Below are 16,114 nucleotides of genomic sequence, written 5' to 3'. Positions count from 1 at the left end.
CCGCAGTATCTCAACATCCCGCCCCGGCGGGATGTTTTCGTTTAAGCCTCCTGTTTAACCCCCTATTGTCACGAATTTCCGCTATAATCCCCGAATTATATCCCCGGTGCAGACAGCACCCTGATTCTGAGATTCAAAACCTGTGACCGATAATCTGTTCAGCTCCCTGAAGCTGCCCCAATCTATGCTGGATAACCTGGCTGACCTTGGCTACAAAACCATGACGCCTATTCAGGCGCAAAGCCTGCCGCATGCACTGGACGGCAAGGACCTGATCGCCAAAGCAAAAACCGGCAGCGGCAAGACAGCGGCATTTGCCATTGGTCTGCTACTACGTATCAAACAACGGGATTTCGGCACTCAGGCACTGATACTCTGCCCAACCCGTGAGCTCAGCTCACAGGTGGCTAAAGAGCTACGTCGTCTGGCACGCTTTCAGTCAAACCTGAAAGTTGTGACCCTTTGCGGTGGCCAGCCAATCGGCCCGCAGATAGGCTCTCTGGCTCACGGTGCTCACATTGTCGTTGGCACCCCAGGTCGTATTCAGGATCACCTGCGCAAAGGCACCCTGAATCTGGAACGTTGCCACACACTGGTTCTGGATGAAGCTGACCGCATGCTGGATATGGGCTTCAACGAACAGATCAACAAAGTGGCTGATTACACGCCATCTAAGCGCCAGACTCTGCTGTTTTCAGCAACATACCCTGACAACATACTTAAGCTCAGTAAAAATCTGCAACGCGATCCTGTTGAGATCAGCGTCGATGCGGTTCACGATCAGGGCAAAATTGAAGAACTTTTCTATTGCCTTGACGGCGTTGATAAACCGTCTGGCCTGACCAAGCTGCTAGCCCGCCACCCGGCAAGCTCGATTGTACTGTTTTGTAATACCAAAGCTCAGTGCAGCGACATTGAAGAATACCTGAGAAACCTTGGCTACTTTGCCAAAGCATTACATGGTGACTTGGATCAGCGTGAACGGGATCAGGTACTGGTTCAGTTTGCTAACCGTAGCTGCACCATTCTGATTGCTACCGACGTTGCCGCACGCGGTCTCGACATCAGCGACCTGGAACTGGTTATCAACTATGACCTGCCACGTGATCCGGAAATTTATGTTCACCGTATTGGCCGGACCGGCAGAGCCGATAAGCAGGGTACTGCCGTCAGCCTCTATAAACCATCTGAACTGTATAAGTTAGATGCTATCAGTGAATACCAGAACAAAGCGCCTGTTTGCTTCAGCATTCCTGAATTGGAAGTTGTTCACGCAGAAGCGCCTCAGCCCAGCATGCGTACTCTGGCAATTCTGGCAGGCCGTAGAGATAAAATCCGCCCGGGAGACATTCTTGGAGCCCTTACGGGTGATGCAGGCATCCCTGGCAGCGACGTTGGCAAGATCGACGTGACCGATTACAACACCTATGTAGCCGTTAAACGTAGCGAAGCCCGTAAAGCGCATAGCCGCCTGATCGAAGGTAAAATAAAAGGCCGTCGGTTCAAGGTCAGAATGCTCTGATCCCCAAAACCGTGACTTAACTGAAACATTCAGTAATGCATCTGTAGCATTTCTACATGTATACTGAGAACGACAGCATGAAATTTTCCGACGTACGCAACTCACGCTGTCGGAACTTTACAGCTCGAAATTAAAGGAGGCATCCTATGAAACCGGCGAAGCAACAACATCCAAAATTTATTGAAGCAATGCAAAAACTCTCTGTCATGACAGAGGAAGAACGCCTGTCTGAAGCCAACAAAGAACTGTTTGAACAAGCCATTGAATACGCGCCACTTGAAGCCCAACCGGCCCTGCTGGCAATTCAGAAAAAATACGATGCCTTAGCACTGCACTAAGGATTAACTAAGCCGGTGAATACCTTTCACCGGCTGCTCCTTCCCTGCTGTAATCACACCCGAACATCCAGAAATAAAGCCTGTTAAGACGATAATTTTGTTGCTTTTTTAAAGCGACAAGTGTTTAATGTGCGCCGTTGCCCGGATAGCTCAGTCGGTAGAGCAGAGGATTGAAAATCCTCGTGTCCGTGGTTCGATTCCGCGTCCGGGCACCAACGAATTTCTTAAAGAATCCCAGTATTTCTTGTCACCAAGAGAACTGGGATTTTTTATGCCTGAAATTCCTTATGTCGAAGATCCCTCTTGTGCAGCATCAGACCTAAAGGCACTGACGCTTCTCTCAAATGCGCTGATCTACAAACCGTTCTTCATCCCTAATATCTGTTCAGATAAAACCAATTCGGATTAAGACTGTACGCGAAAGCCTATCTAACTCGAACTCTGAAAAAACCCTCTGGAGCTTCCGCTATGAAATGGTCGCGGAGGGTGAATAGCTCCATTGGGTGAAAGGGCAAAGCATGAAGAATAAACGGCTATCAGGCCTCAATAGTGAGATCAGATTCCGGATACGCACAGCAAGCAAGAATATAGCCAGCATCCCTATCGCTGTCTGAAAGCGCCATAGGATTATCCATGCTGACATCGCCACTTGTTTTCAATACTTTACAGCTACCGCAGATACCGGAGCGACAGGCCGCCTGAATCCAGACACCGCTTGCCTGAGCAGCTTCCAGCACACTGATTGCCGACGTACTGTCTGCAGTCTTATTACTGTTACTAAAGCTAATTTCAGTTGCCAGTTTTACATTGTCGTGTTCCGCCGGTTCAGCAATTTCCGGCGACGCCGCAGGCGGTGAACCAAAAGACTCTTCTACATAGTTTTGCATCGGAAATTGCAGGCTTTCCAACATCTGCCTAACGGCATTCATATAAGGAGCTGGCCCACAGCACATGACGGTACGATCTTTATAATCCGGACATATGTTTTCCAGCAACGCAGCATTCAGGCGGCCACGATAGCCACTCCAGCCACGGCCGGGAGATTTTTCTTCACACAATACGGACAGCTGAAAATTACTTCGCTGCGCATCAATTTCCAGCAATTCATTGTAGAAAATAATATCTTCAGGGCTACGGGCACTGTGAACAAAATGTACATCGGCCTGCTCGCCAGTGTCCTGTATCCAGCGAACCATAGACATACCCGGGGTGATGCCACTGCCACCGGACAGTAACAGATACTTATCTGCTTTATAATCAATACAGTTAAAGTGCCCCGTAGCCGGTAATACACGGGTTTCACTGCCACTGAACAGATTATCGTGTAGCCAGTTAGATACCAGCCCTCCGGGTACCCGCTTCACCGTCACGCCAAACTGATACGGCTGTGCTGGTGAAGAAGCAATGGAGTAACAACGACTGACATTTTCACCCTTAATATTAAAGGTAAAGCTGAGAAACTGGCCCGGTTTAAAATGTAATGGCTGATCATCCGCCAGACTGAACCAAAAGGTTTTTACATCCCAGGTTTCATTAACCACGCGTATACAGCGAGCCGCTTTCTCATCGGTTTGCCAGGTTGGCAGGTTATCCACAAGCAGTGTCATATTCATCAGAGCACCTGTTTAATCAAAATAAAATATGAACCCGGCATGTGCCGGGTCCATATCGGGTCTGGTCCGGCTGTTTAATTACATGTGGACATAAATATCGTCGCCATCAACGCTGACCGGAAAAGTCTTTGCCTTGATGTTCGGATCAACCAGAAACTCGCCAGATTTAATGTCGAATTCCCAGCCATGCCAGGCGCAACGAACCAGTGCTTCGTCTTTGCAGTAGATAAATTCTGCTTTATCCGTCTGCGCTGAAGTACCGCAAACAGGACCTTCACACAATGCAGCTCCCTGGTGAGGGCAAACGTTGAGCATGGCATGGTATCCGTCATCGATATTAAAAATACCAATGCTCATTCGGCCTACCTGAACAATCTTCTGATTGCCCGGAGATACTTCGTTGGTTTTACAAACCAGATGTTTGTTATCAGACATGATGACTCCTTAAGCTGCTTTTTTACTGGCTTCCAGAGCCTGCAATCGCTGGTAAACCTGCATGGCATTACCGCCAAGAATTTTTTCCCTCCAGGCCGGTGGGATATGCAGATTGTTGATGTCATCGTAATCCCAGTGCGGATAATCTGAAGCAAACATCAGTGTGTTTTCTCCGTCCATTGCTTCCAGCACCGACCATAAGTGTTCCAGGTTATCCGGACGCTCCAGCGGCTGAGTCGTGAAGCGGATGTGATCCTTAAAATATTCGCTGGGCAAACGTTTCAGCCACGGTGTTTCCTTACGCAATGCCTTGTAGTTTGCATCAAGACGCCACAACACGCTTGGCACCCAGGCAACACCACATTCGATGATAACGAAGTACAGGCTTGGCCACTTTTCGAATACACCCTGAGCAATCATGCTTGCCATGTGGGTCATCGCGCTTTGCGGCAAAATAGCGTGTGTTTCCCAGAAATACGTCGTAGGACCTGCACCAATCGGGTTGGAGTTAATCCCCCCCTGGCCACCCAAATGAATGGCAAACGGCAAACCAACTTCAGCACAAGCTTCATATATCGGATGGTAGAACGGATCGCCGTATGGGCGAGTCGCACCATGAGAAGCCAGCACCTGAACCATGCGAGGATGATGGCCAAGGCGACGAATTTCTGCCGCGGCCATGTGTGGATCCTGCGGCGCGATGACGATAGAACCGACAAAACGCTCATCACGTGGCAACCACTCTTCAACCTGGTAATCGTTGTAAGCACGTACCAGTGCTGACGCATAATGCGGGTTAGCCAAAGTAGAGGCTTCTATCGCTTCATCGCCGGTCAGCACCGCGTAATCGATCTTATAATGATCAAGATGCTTGGCCTTCATAATTGTGTAGTTATCTTCTTCCTTCATTGGATTGATATCTGCACGCTTAAAGCCTTCCGGATGTAACCACGGACGATGACCGTGAGGAAAAGCCCCGCGAGGGCCTGGCTGTTCACCGCGAACAAAGTAATCACGGTGATGTTTATCCATATATGGCAACAGTACTTCAGCACTGCTCCAATAGTTGTGGCAATCGACATCGATGATCATTTTTAATCTCCTGTCATTATTGTTGTTTTATTTAACAAGGCGATCTTAGGTTTTTTTAATCGATTAAAAAAACGAATTATTTCTATCTTATTAACAGCAAAACAAGATTAAAAACAAACAATACCAAAACCAATACCGAGAACAGCAACAAAACATAAGATATTGATTTTAAATACTTTTATTGAGAATTTATTTTATTTTTGACGTGCGAAAACCCTCGTATAAATTAAACGAGTAGTTTTTATATTTCTGATTAATATAAGAAACACTGTATCGCTATGAGAGATTCATTCTATTTAAACCAAAGCGAAATTTTATTTTCTGGATAACAGATTCAGGACCGACCGTTATTAATATCAGAATAAATATAAAACCAGACATCATCGCAATTGCCGCCGAAATTGAAGCATCGGCCCATACCGCCAGGTAATAGCCGCTAATCGACGCAGCAATAGCAAAAATAACCGACCAAATGAGCATCCCCTGTATTGAACGACAAAACAGATAAGCGGTATTAGCCGGTATAACCAGCATAGCCACCACTAAAATAGCACCCACCGCTTCAAAGGAAGCGACTGTCGTGAGCGACACCATTGTTGTCAGTGCATAGTGAATCAGATTAACACTCATCCCTAACGCGGTAGCCAGGCTCGCATTAAAGGCAACTGTTTGCAGATGCCGATAGCCGATAACGATAAACAGCAGATTCGCCACAGTCACAAACAGTAGCGACCAAAAAGCCCGCGGGCCTACATCCTGCCCCTGCCACTCAAATGTATCAAAAGGTGCGAAAGCGATCTCGCCATAAAGAAGGTGCTCCTGATCAATATCTATTTCACCGGTGTACGCAGAAATAAGAATGATCGCTAACGCAAACAGAAAAGTAAAAACTATACCAATGCAGGCATCTTTCTGCAGCTTACCCATTCGGTTCAGCAAGTCAGTTAGAAACACCGTCACTAACCCCACCACAGTCGCACCGACAAACATGACCGTAAGAGAGCGTTCACCGGTCAGCATAAAGGCAAGTACCAAACCCAACAAAACAGTATGACTCAGGGCATCGCCAATCATCGCCATTCTACGTAACACCATTAACGACCCTACCAGCGCACAGCTAGTCGCCATCAGACTGGCAATGAGAAAAATCCATAATTCATGGGTCATCGGCTTTGCTCTCCGGCTACCAGTTGGTGATTAGGAATCGTCCGGCCATGCGGATCATTTTGCGGATTACCCAGCTCCTGACTAATACGCTGCTCCAGCTCAGGCGTCAGTAAATGCTCTACATCTTCCGCGCTGTCATGCACCATATTTGGTGCAACATTGGCCTGGCGCGTTAAGTAGAGCTCCCAGAGTCGATGGTAACGGGTAATTTTTTCGGCTTCTCGCAGGCCTTTGGTTGTCAGTCTGTAATGAAAGTTATCGTGTTCAATCATCCGCTTACGTTGCATGCGCCTGATCGACTCATGAAGTATCCAGCCGCTCATATTGCGGACACTAAGAATTTGCTCCGGTGCAATCGCCCGCACAAAATCATTACGTCGCTCACCTATCACATAAAAGCTGCGTAATAAGTTTTCATCGTTAATACGCTGGTTACGCCGCCGGTTTTTCAGATAACGGCTAATAACGCCGCGATGAGGCGCGAAACATAAAGAAAGAAGAAAGATCAGTGACAGGATAATCACCATCCATGGCCCTGTAGGCATTTGCGGCGCCAGATAAGATATATTTGCACTCACAGCGCCGGATGTAGCGCCGATAATGCCACACAAAGCCAGAATCCACGGCAGGCTGTCACTCCAGTAGCGCCCGGCCGCCACCGGAAATAACAATGCAGCAGCCATCAGCACAACACCAAAAATCTGCAATCCAATTACCACTGACAGCACCACCGCAAACGTCAGTAGCAGATCATAAAACAGCACATTCATCCCAATGGCCCGGGCAAATTGCCGATCAAGCGTTATCAGCCGCAACTTATCGTAAAACAACACTACAATCGCCAAGGACAGTAACCCTGCAATACCAAGCACAATGACGTCTGCCCGAACCAGTGCCGCAGCCTGGCCAAAAAGGATTTTGTCGAGACCGCTTTTAGCCGCAATATCCAACTTCTGAATATAAGTCAGTTCGAAAATACCAATCGCAAAAAACAGCGAAAGCACGATCGCCAGCGCCGAGTCTTCTTTAATTTTGGTGTGCTTATTCATGTAATCAATGAAAAAGAAACCGATGAAACTACTGACAACTGCGCCCCCCAGAATCACCAGCGGATCACGGCTCTGAAATAAAATAAAGGCACTCATAACCCCCGGCAATGCAGCATGTGCAAGTGCATCACCAATCAATGAATGCTTACGGAAAAACAGAAAACTGCCAATTACTCCAGTGCTGGAGCCAAGCAATACTGCACCGCTGAGTACCCAGACAACATTTGGATCAGAAAGGCTCCAGAATTCCAGAAAGGGCTCCAGCATAGTCGTGTCTCCAGGTTAACCCGCTTTATGCAAACGTTCGGTAACTTCGGTTAACAGTGACAGGCGACCGTTATACGTTTTATCCAGGTTTTCCGGAGTAAACACTTCAGCAGTAGGACCAGCGGCAACTAATCGCGCGTTGATCATTAGCGCCCAGTCAAAATAATCCGGTACTGTATTCAGGTCGTGATGCACGCAAATAACAGTTTTACCTGCCGTCTGCAGCTCTCTGAACAAAGCAATGATGGCTTTCTCTGTGGCAATATCGACCCCTGCAAAAGGTTCATCCAGCAGATAAATACTGGCATGCTGCGCCAGCGCTCTGGCAAGAAACACCCGCTGCTGCTGGCCTCCGGACAACTCACTGATCTGACGCTGGGAAAACTCCTGCATGCCGACTTGCTGCAGTGCCTGCATAGCAATGGCCTTATCTTCAGCCCGGGGACGGCTGAACAGCGACAACTTGCCATACCGCCCCATCAGCACTACATCGAAAACGTTAATAGGAAAATCCCAGTCAATCTCTTCCCGCTGTGGTACATAAGCGACTGCCAGACGTTTATTTTTTAGCTGATCACCAAAAAAACTCACCTTTCCGGATGTCTTGGGAATAAGATTCAGCATGCCTTTTAGCAACGTTGATTTGCCCGCACCATTAGGACCAATAATAGCCACAGACTTACCTTCAGGAATGACAAAGCTGGTATCAGACAACACCGGCTTTTGCTGATAGTGAATTGAAAGATCCGTTACCTGCAGAGCATTCTTTTTGCGGCCGGTTTGTAACGGCGTCAGCTTGGCACGACTCATAACAAAGCCTCCACAATGGTATTAACATTATGTTTTACCATTCCAACATAAGTGCCTTCTTCTGTGCCTGCGGGCCCCATAGCATCAGAAAAAAGCTCGCCACCAATGACAATGGGATAGCCTTTTGCCAGTAACCCTTCCTGTAAGGACTGAATAAACTTACGCGGTACGCTGGATTCAATAAATACAGCTTTTATCTGCCGGGTAATGATCACTTCACGGATCTTTTTCAGATCATGAAGGCCAAACTCACTTGCCGTATTAACCCCCTGTAACGCTTTTACCTCCACATCATAAGCGCGGGCGAAATATCCGAAGGCATCGTGAGCAGTGACCAGTACCCGCTGAGAAGGCGGTATTCTAAAAACACTGTCACGTACCCAGTCATCTAACTCCACCAATTGCTGGCTGTAAGCTTTATGATTCGCCGCAATTACAGCCTGATGCTGAGGTAATTGCTGGCTTAGAATACCAGCCACATACTCAGCAGCCTCACGCCATAGCTGCACATCAAACCAGATATGAGGATCAGGCAGATCCACATAATCCGCCGACTCCAGCAAACCATTCCGGTCGATCCCATCCGCCAACGCATACACAGCTTTTTGCCGGGAAAGCTTAGTGAAAATATCCTGCATCTTGCCTTCCAGATGCAGGCCGTTATAAATAATCAGATCAGCATTGAGTAATTTACTGACATCACCCTGCGTTGCTTTATACAAGTGCGGATCAACACCGCTGCCCATCAGCGAGCTAATACGCACATGCTCACCACCGATATTAGCGACCAGATCAGCAATCATTCCGGTGGTAGTCACTACATTGAGCTTTTCCTGAGCAAACGCCAGGCTGGTAAACAGAGACAGAAAAATCACCCGTAGCAATTTTTCCCGAATGAATACGCGCATAGTGTGGCCTTGTCATTATTGTTTTTATTTATCAATGGCCAAAACTATAAAGCGGAGACTTATATAAAAAAAACGAATTATTTATATTGTATTAATCTCCTTATTTGATTGAATAATTTTATACCTAGCCTTAAAAATCATTTTCATACTGGTCGCTGCAGCTGGCCACATCTGTTTTTCATTGATTTTAAAGGTAAAAATTACCTAGCCCAGCAATCCTTGCTTAACACCGCCATCAAATCATCAACAAAAAATTTCGATTGCCTAAATATACCGCTTCAAAAGATAGATAAATTTAATGTATTGTTTGCGCAGATATGATCTGCATCAATGATTGAATATTTATTTTGTAGTAGGTAACGGGTTATGAACCATCAGCAGCTTGAGACTTTTTTGAGTGTTGCCAGCAGTCGCAATTTTAACCGCAGCGCCGAAAGCCTGTGCATAACTCAGTCAGCGGTGAGCACCCGAATTAAAAGCCTTGAAGAGTCGCTCGGTGTCGAGCTTTTCACCCGGGGCCGGTTTGGCGCTGAACTGACAAGTTCAGGCATAAAATTTCAGCAATATGCACTACAGATCTGTGATATCTGGCGACATGCTCAGCAGGAATTATCGTTGCCCAGAGGCTATGAAGGCATCCTTCGGCTGGCGACCCAATTCAGTGTCTGGGAGACCCTGGTGAACCGCTGGATCATTGATATGCGCAAACGTTATCCAAACATCGCCCTGCATATTGAAGCGGACTATTCGATGTCGATGATGCAGCATATTGTCGATAACATGCTGGATATTGCTGTGATGTACCAGCCTCGCATCATGTTGGACATTGAAATTATCAAACTGTTTGATGATGAATTTGTACTGATTTCAACCGAGCCCTGTAACCTGGAAACGCTGGATCGCGATCAGTATGTATATATAGGCTGGTGTCCGGGGTTCCATGCTGCCCATAGCGAGTTAGTGCCATCTCTGACCGCCCGGGGCGTAACTATGGGGCTGGGAACTATGGCCATTGAATACCTGAAAGAAAAGCAAGGCTCGGTATATATACAGTCCTGGCGCGCAAAAAGCCTGATTGAAAGCGGTGAATTCTACTTGGTTGAAGACGCACCCCAAATCCTTCAGCCAGTCTCGGCAGTGTATCGCAAGAATGCGGACAAAACTGAACTCTATGATGTCGCCATTAAGAGCCTAAAAACACTTTCAGCAGACGCCGAAAGCCGTTTTGATCTGCCTGCAAAAATCAGCTGAATAAAGCACGACAGGGTTGATCTAAACGAAATATCAGTTCAATAGACACATTGATCTGATGCGCCGCCTAGTCAGCTCGGCAAGAAATAATTAAAACGAAAAACATCGGGCTATTAACAGCTTATTCTTCCCGAAAAATATCCCGCAGCCATGCCTTGAATGCATCGGTGTAGGGTTTACTCACTTTCATCGTTTCAGAAGCAGAGAAATAATGACTCTGGTTAAGCGGCACAGCCTGGCCGCTTAAGAGCACCTCTCTGCCACTCTCAATAGCGCCCAGCGCAAAGCGTTCAAGCACGACAGCACAGCCCAGATTACAGGCCACCAGCTCACAGGCAGCAACTGAAGTATCAACCTGAAGATTTACAGCACTGGTATCCTGTCGCAAGTTAAAGTGGCTTAAATAGTGATCCCAGTGATCTTCAAATCCTGTAATTTGCACCAGCTGACACTGCAGCAAATCAGCTTCGCTATGGATACCTTTAGCAACCTGAAGACCACTGATTGATACCAACCGCTCTGCTGATAACTTTTCCAGTTTTGAATGCGGCTGATTATTTGCGGCCAACACAATATCGATATCCACATCTTCCATTTCCAGACCATCCGGCCAAATGGATGTGACAAACTTTATGCCGACATCAGGGTACTGAGCTTTAAAATCATGCAACTTAGGCGCTAACCAGACAATCAGCGCCACCGAAGCCCTGACCACCAGGGTATTCGCCTGATTCGGATTAAACAGACCGTCAGTAGACACCGACAAGCTCCGTAAAGACTCCCGTACTGCAGGCAAATAGGCCTTGCCGACTTCTGTCAGGTCCAGGCTCTTTGGCCCCCGGATGAACAGCTTCTGCCCCAACTTTGTTTCCAGCGACTTTATCTGAATGCTCACCGCAGTTTGCGTCAGCCCCAGCTCTTTACTGGCAGCAGTAAAGCTCAGATAACGTGCAGTGGCCTCAAAAGTTCGCAGCCAGTTCAGGTTGATATTTCTGTTCATTTTCTCTCCGCCACAGCTTGCTGAATAGCAGTCCAGTTACTACTGTTCTCTTTCCCAGCTCTCTCTCAAGTCGCTTCCACATAACCTGTTTCTGAACAATTCAGCACAACTTACCTAACACTGTTTATAGCGCTATTTAAAGCTTCGCTATCAAGCTCAACTAAACAGCTCTGCCATAAAAAAACTATGCGCATAGCCCATGATTATTTCGTTGTTCATATTTTCCTGAGATTTACATACTAACTGTATCAATCATAACCGGTGAAGCATTTATCAACTCAGGCACCTTAACTGTCCAATAAGGTTGTCCCATAAAGCTCTCCAATAAAGCGGCCCCATAAAAATAATCATAAACAGGAGTTTCAGTATGACTGCACAGCCTTTAATCAATACAGATGACTTTGTTCTGAATATTGTAGACCTTGAGCGTTACCCTATTGCAGACTTAACGCAGGGCGCAGGTGCTGAATTCCTGGCTGCATGCCAACAGCAAATGGAACAGGTAGGCTGGTGCAGCTTTGCAGACTTCATTAAACCGGAACAGCTGGAAGCGCTGACCGGAGAAGCTAACCAGCTGCTACCGGAAGCTGAAGAACTGGTTATCAAGCGTAATATCTATCAGGGGGCTGCAAATGCCGCTCTGGCAGAAGATAATCCCGCCAGTAAAGAATATACCCACAGGGCACTGCAGCTGGCCGATGACCAGCTACCTGCTGATACTCTGATTAAGCAACTCTATAAGTCCGACATCCTGACCGACTTTATTCGTCAGGTGCAGAAAAAACCAACGCTATACCGCTGCGAAGATGAGTTTCAGGCACTCAATGTTGTCGGGCTGGAACCGGGCAGCTGGCATGCATGGCATTACGATACCACTGAATGCACTGTGACACTGTTACTGCAACCCGCTGAAAAAGGTGGCGAGTTTACCTTCCTGGCAAACTCACGTACCGATGAGGATGAAGACCATGAAGCCGTTGCCCGGTTGCTATCCGGAGATACTTCCAAGGCAAATATACTCAGTCGTGGTGCCGGTACTTTAACCTTATTCCGGGGTGGCTACTCACTTCACGGCGTAACCGAGATAGAAGGTTCAAAACCTCGTATAAGTGCTATTCTGACCTACGCTGAAGAGCCTGGAGTCGTCATTGACGATGATATAAACATCCGCATTTACGGCCCAAGGGCTAAGAAAATTATCGAATCGCGTAAAGCCTGATAACTGACATTTTAGTAACCTGTTGCTTAATTAAGTAATACATAACTGATTAGATGCAGGCTAACTGTTTTCCAATAACTACAGATCCTGAAAAACAAAGGACAACTCATGAATACAGCTCTACTTGTGATTGACGTGCAAATGGCACTTTTAGAAGACGACAATAACGGTGCAAAGCGGTCTAATCCTGCTGCCGCAGATAACATCACCAGACTGCTGAGCACTTTCCGCGAGAAAGGCGATGTTATTGTCCATGTTCACCACCACGGCACCGACCCTGAAGATCCATTCTTCTCAGAAGCACCCGGAGCTGCTGTACAACCTTTTGCAGCACCTCAGGGTGACGAACCAGTCGTTATCAAACTGGGCAGCAGCGCCTTTGTCGGTACCGATTTAGAACAGATGCTGCGTGCTAAGAATATTGAACGTGTTGTTATTTGCGGGGCGACAGCCAATCACTGTGCTGAATCTGCTGCCCGCTCCGCCAGCAACCTGGGCTTTGACACCCTGTATACTTCGGATGGAGTATGGGCCTACGAAGTAACCGGCCCTGACGGTATTACGCACAGTGCTGAAACCGTTCATTCTGTTAGCCTGTCTACCCTGCAGGGTGAATTTGCAGAAGTCCTGACTACCGAACAGATTCTGGCACTATAAACAGTCAGTCATACAACAGCGGTAAGCAGAATCTTTCTGCTTACCGTTTTTTTCATACTCTGATGTCATGTGATACGTCAGCCAGCTGTTCTCAGCAGGCCTGACGAACGCAGAAAGTTTACTCAAGAACTGACTTAAGAACTTACTTAAGAACTTACTCAAAAGCTTACTTAAGTAAGATAATAACCAGTGAAGTATTAGCCGAACTGCTTCAGTATCGACATATACTTACTGACTTCCGCTGATGTGCGCTGCTCAGGACTCAGTTTGTCAGCAATATTCAGCGCGGTCTGGACATCCTTCAGAGATTCCTTCTCTTTGTCTGTCAGGATCTTGGCATCATCACTCTTTAAAAAACTCTCTAACTCTGCTGCTGCCGTGGCAGGATCGACAGGAAAGGTCTTACTTTTTGATCCATCCAGGTTATCCAGAATCTGCTTAGAGTTATCCAACAAGCTCAACAGGCTGGAGACGCCATCTTCATCCTTAACCCGGCTGGAAATCGCATCAATCGCGCCTTTAAGACCCGCGACTGTATCAGTAGATCCGGTAGTCGTATTCAAACCACTTGTCAGCTTGGACGCTTCACTTTCAGTAATAATACCCAGTTCAGATAACCGGCTAAGAAACTGATTAGTAATCTTAAAATCCGAACCTGTGATATCGAACTCTTTATTCAGCTGGGCAAATTTCTCCCCCCGTGAGCTGAACACTTTTTTATCACCACTGCTATCAGATGTCGTTGCTGTGGCTTTGTCAGCAGCCGTTGTGGTACCGGCCTCCGTCGTTTTACTGGCAGCAGTTTCCGCCTGCGTTGACTGACTGGTTGTTTGTGGAGCGCTTGTCAAAACCTGCATGATGTATGTCCTTATTGGTTACAAACAGGTTATATACAAAATTAATGCCAAAACCGTCTGCTACTCATATCGCCTCTAATACAGCCTGAAAACCGCCTTTTTCGTCTGTTTTCATAATATTACCTGCACAACAAGCGGCAAGTTAACGGCAAGATCAGGCCTCTTTGAACTGCAACGATGCCAGTCGTTTATATAATGCAGATGATTCCAGAAGCTCAGTATGCTTACCTGTTGCAACAACCTTTCCCTGATCCATTACAACAATCTGATCCGCATGCAAAATAGTCGATAAACGGTGAGCGATAATGACTGTTGTTCGTCCCTCCATCAGATTATCTAAGCCCAGTTTAATAGCATGTTCGCTCTCAGTATCCAGTGCACTGGTCGCTTCATCCAGCAGGAGAATACGCGGATCATTCAAAATTGCCCTGGCGATCGCTATGCGTTGCTTCTGCCCTCCGGACAAACGTACACCCTGCTCCCCCAGATCACTCTGATAGCCATTTGGCAACCGCTCAATAAACTCATGCGCATGAGCAGCGGTTGCCGCCGCCTGCACCTCAGCATCGGTTGCCAGGGCTCGTCCATAGCGGATGTTATCCAGCACGTTAGCTGTAAATAGCGACGGTTGCTGGGCAACTAAAGCCGTTTGCTGACGCAGTTGCTGCGGATCCAGCTGACGCAGATCCGTATCCGCCAGAGAGACACAGCCTTGCTGAGGATCATAAAACCGCAATAACAGCTCAAACACCGTCGACTTTCCTGCCCCGGAAGGTCCTACTAAGGCAGTAATCTTGCCCTGAGGAATATGCAGAGTGAAATCACTCAGCGCATTCTGATCCGGTCGGGACGGATAATTAAACGTCACATCCGTCAGACTCAGACTGGCATCCAGTTCCGCGGCATCAACCGGGGCTGCCGGAGCAGTTATTTCGCTTTCGGCATTGAGCAGCTCCATTAGCCGTTCTGTCGCACCTACCGCACGCTGCAGCTCACCGTAAACTTCCGACAAAGTCCCTGCGCCCATGGCGACAATCAATGCATAAAAAACAAAAGCGCCCAGATCACCACCGCTCATCGCGCCGGTAATCACATCATGACCGCCAATCCAGAGCATGCCTGATAAAGCACTAAACACCAGCACAATGACCAGTGCCATCAATAATGCCCGCTGACTGATACGCTGGCGGGCAACACCAAACGCAGTATCTACTTCCCGGGCAAAGGCGCGGCTTTCCTGCGCTTCCTGGGTATAACTCTGCACAGTTTTAATCTGCTGAATTGCTTCACCCGCATAGGTGCCAACATCCGCAATACTGTCCTGACTTTTACGCGCTAAAGTACGTACTCTGCGACCAAACAACAGCACCGGCAGCAAGACCAGTGGTACGCCTGCGACAATGATCAGACTCAGTTTTACGTTAGTAACAAACAACATCACCAGCGCGCCCAAAGTCGTTACAATACTGCGCAGCGCCATTGAAAAAGCACTGCCGATAATTGCCTGTAGCAAGGTTGTATCAGTCGTTAAACGCGACATAATCTCGCCGCTGCGGTTTACTTCAAAGTAACTGGTATGCAGCCCCATCAGGTTATTAAACACCGCCTGACGTATATCTGCTGTGATTCGCTCTCCCAGCCAGGAAACCAGATAAAAACGTACAAAAGTGCCACCGGCCATCAACAGCGCCATGATAATCAGCACAATAATCGCCTGGTTTAACTGGGTCACAGAGCCGGCAATAAAACCGTTATCAATTACCAGCTTCACCCCTTGACCAATCATCAAAGTAATACCAGCCGTAAATAACAAAGCAACCATTGCGCCCAGCCACTGACGCCGGTATGGCAACATAAACTGTACCAGTTGAAACAGCGTCGAAAGCTTACGGATTTTACTCAAGTTCAGAGTCCTGTTCGGGTCATTAA

The 16,114-nt window shown here is 47.4% G+C and carries 15 protein-coding genes and 1 tRNA gene; 6 read left to right on the top strand and 10 right to left on the bottom strand.

Translation table 11 applies throughout. The annotated features are described in order from the left end of the window. Positions 1-142 precede the first annotated feature (142 nt). From dbpA to OCU49_RS01835, 3 genes are all read left to right on the top strand, one after another. On the top strand, positions 143-1,522 hold the full coding sequence (dbpA, locus tag OCU49_RS01845; protein ID WP_261843329.1) for an ATP-dependent RNA helicase DbpA: 1,380 nt from the start codon (positions 143-145) through the stop codon (positions 1,520-1,522). A 146-nt stretch (positions 1,523-1,668) separates the two neighbouring features. Continuing rightward, positions 1,669-1,860 (top strand): hypothetical protein, encoded by a 192-nt coding sequence (locus OCU49_RS01840; RefSeq protein WP_261843328.1) that lies wholly within the window; start codon positions 1,669-1,671, stop codon positions 1,858-1,860. Between the two features lie 139 nt (positions 1,861-1,999). Next, positions 2,000-2,075: transfer RNA gene (locus OCU49_RS01835), tRNA-Phe, on the top strand. A gap of 321 nt (positions 2,076-2,396) precedes the next feature. Here the strand turns inward: OCU49_RS01835 and OCU49_RS01830 are convergent. The 7 genes from OCU49_RS01830 to OCU49_RS01800 form a co-directional block, all read right to left on the bottom strand. Further along, positions 2,397-3,473 carry an FAD-binding oxidoreductase gene (locus OCU49_RS01830; RefSeq protein WP_261843327.1) on the bottom strand — a complete coding sequence of 359 codons (1,077 nt, stop codon included), beginning with the start codon at positions 3,471-3,473 and terminating at the stop codon, positions 2,397-2,399. A 78-nt stretch (positions 3,474-3,551) separates the two neighbouring features. Further along, a complete protein-coding gene (locus OCU49_RS01825; RefSeq protein WP_261843326.1) occupies positions 3,552-3,908 on the bottom strand; it encodes a Rieske (2Fe-2S) protein in 357 nt (118 codons plus the stop codon). 9 nt (positions 3,909-3,917) lie between these two features. Beyond that, positions 3,918-5,000 carry an amidohydrolase family protein gene (locus OCU49_RS01820; RefSeq protein ID WP_261843325.1) on the bottom strand — a complete coding sequence of 361 codons (1,083 nt, stop codon included), beginning with the start codon at positions 4,998-5,000 and terminating at the stop codon, positions 3,918-3,920. 276 nt (positions 5,001-5,276) lie between these two features. After that, positions 5,277-6,167 (bottom strand): metal ABC transporter permease, encoded by an 891-nt coding sequence (locus tag OCU49_RS01815; RefSeq protein WP_261843324.1) that lies wholly within the window; start codon positions 6,165-6,167, stop codon positions 5,277-5,279. Then, positions 6,164-7,483: a metal ABC transporter permease gene (locus OCU49_RS01810; protein WP_261843323.1), complete on the bottom strand. Its 1,320-nt coding sequence runs from the start codon at positions 7,481-7,483 to the stop codon at positions 6,164-6,166. Before OCU49_RS01810 ends, OCU49_RS01815 begins: the two co-directional genes overlap by 4 nt. Positions 7,484-7,498: 15 nt before the next feature. Further along, positions 7,499-8,293 (bottom strand): metal ABC transporter ATP-binding protein, encoded by a 795-nt coding sequence (locus OCU49_RS01805; RefSeq protein ID WP_261843322.1) that lies wholly within the window; start codon positions 8,291-8,293, stop codon positions 7,499-7,501. Continuing rightward, the gene (locus tag OCU49_RS01800; protein ID WP_261843321.1) at positions 8,290-9,201 is read right to left on the bottom strand and encodes a metal ABC transporter solute-binding protein, Zn/Mn family; all 912 of its coding nucleotides are present in this window, start codon (positions 9,199-9,201) and stop codon (positions 8,290-8,292) included. Before OCU49_RS01800 ends, OCU49_RS01805 begins: the two co-directional genes overlap by 4 nt. Positions 9,202-9,567: 366 nt before the next feature. Here OCU49_RS01800 and OCU49_RS01795 point away from each other — a divergent pair, with 366 nt between their 5' ends. Beyond that, positions 9,568-10,452: a LysR family transcriptional regulator gene (locus OCU49_RS01795; protein ID WP_261843320.1), complete on the top strand. Its 885-nt coding sequence runs from the start codon at positions 9,568-9,570 to the stop codon at positions 10,450-10,452. A 121-nt stretch (positions 10,453-10,573) separates the two neighbouring features. On the opposite strand, the gene OCU49_RS01790 is transcribed toward OCU49_RS01795, so the two are convergent. Beyond that, complete coding sequence (locus tag OCU49_RS01790) at positions 10,574-11,452, bottom strand: LysR family transcriptional regulator (protein WP_261843319.1); 879 nt, start codon at positions 11,450-11,452, stop codon at positions 10,574-10,576. 367 nt (positions 11,453-11,819) lie between these two features. Between OCU49_RS01790 and OCU49_RS01785 the strand changes: the two genes are divergently transcribed. Beyond that, a complete protein-coding gene (locus OCU49_RS01785) occupies positions 11,820-12,671 on the top strand; it encodes a HalD/BesD family halogenase (RefSeq protein WP_261843318.1) in 852 nt (283 codons plus the stop codon). A gap of 108 nt (positions 12,672-12,779) precedes the next feature. Next, the gene (locus OCU49_RS01780) at positions 12,780-13,328 is read left to right on the top strand and encodes an isochorismatase family protein (protein WP_261843317.1); all 549 of its coding nucleotides are present in this window, start codon (positions 12,780-12,782) and stop codon (positions 13,326-13,328) included. Positions 13,329-13,525: 197 nt separating this feature from the next. Here OCU49_RS01780 and OCU49_RS01775 read toward each other — a convergent pair whose 3' ends face one another. Together OCU49_RS01775 and OCU49_RS01770 are read right to left on the bottom strand one after the other, a co-directional pair. Further along, positions 13,526-14,185, bottom strand: a complete 660-nt coding sequence (locus OCU49_RS01775; RefSeq protein WP_261843316.1) for a hypothetical protein — start codon at positions 14,183-14,185, stop codon at positions 13,526-13,528. A gap of 154 nt (positions 14,186-14,339) precedes the next feature. Further along, a complete protein-coding gene (locus OCU49_RS01770) occupies positions 14,340-16,088 on the bottom strand; it encodes an ABC transporter transmembrane domain-containing protein (RefSeq protein ID WP_336605361.1) in 1,749 nt (582 codons plus the stop codon). Positions 16,089-16,114 lie beyond the last annotated feature (26 nt).

Source organism: Aliamphritea ceti (genome assembly GCF_024347215.1).
Taxonomy (GTDB): domain Bacteria; phylum Pseudomonadota; class Gammaproteobacteria; order Pseudomonadales; family Balneatricaceae; genus Amphritea; species Amphritea ceti.
The sequence above is the reverse complement of the archived record's forward strand: the minus strand, read 5'-3'. Positions and strand labels throughout refer to the sequence as shown.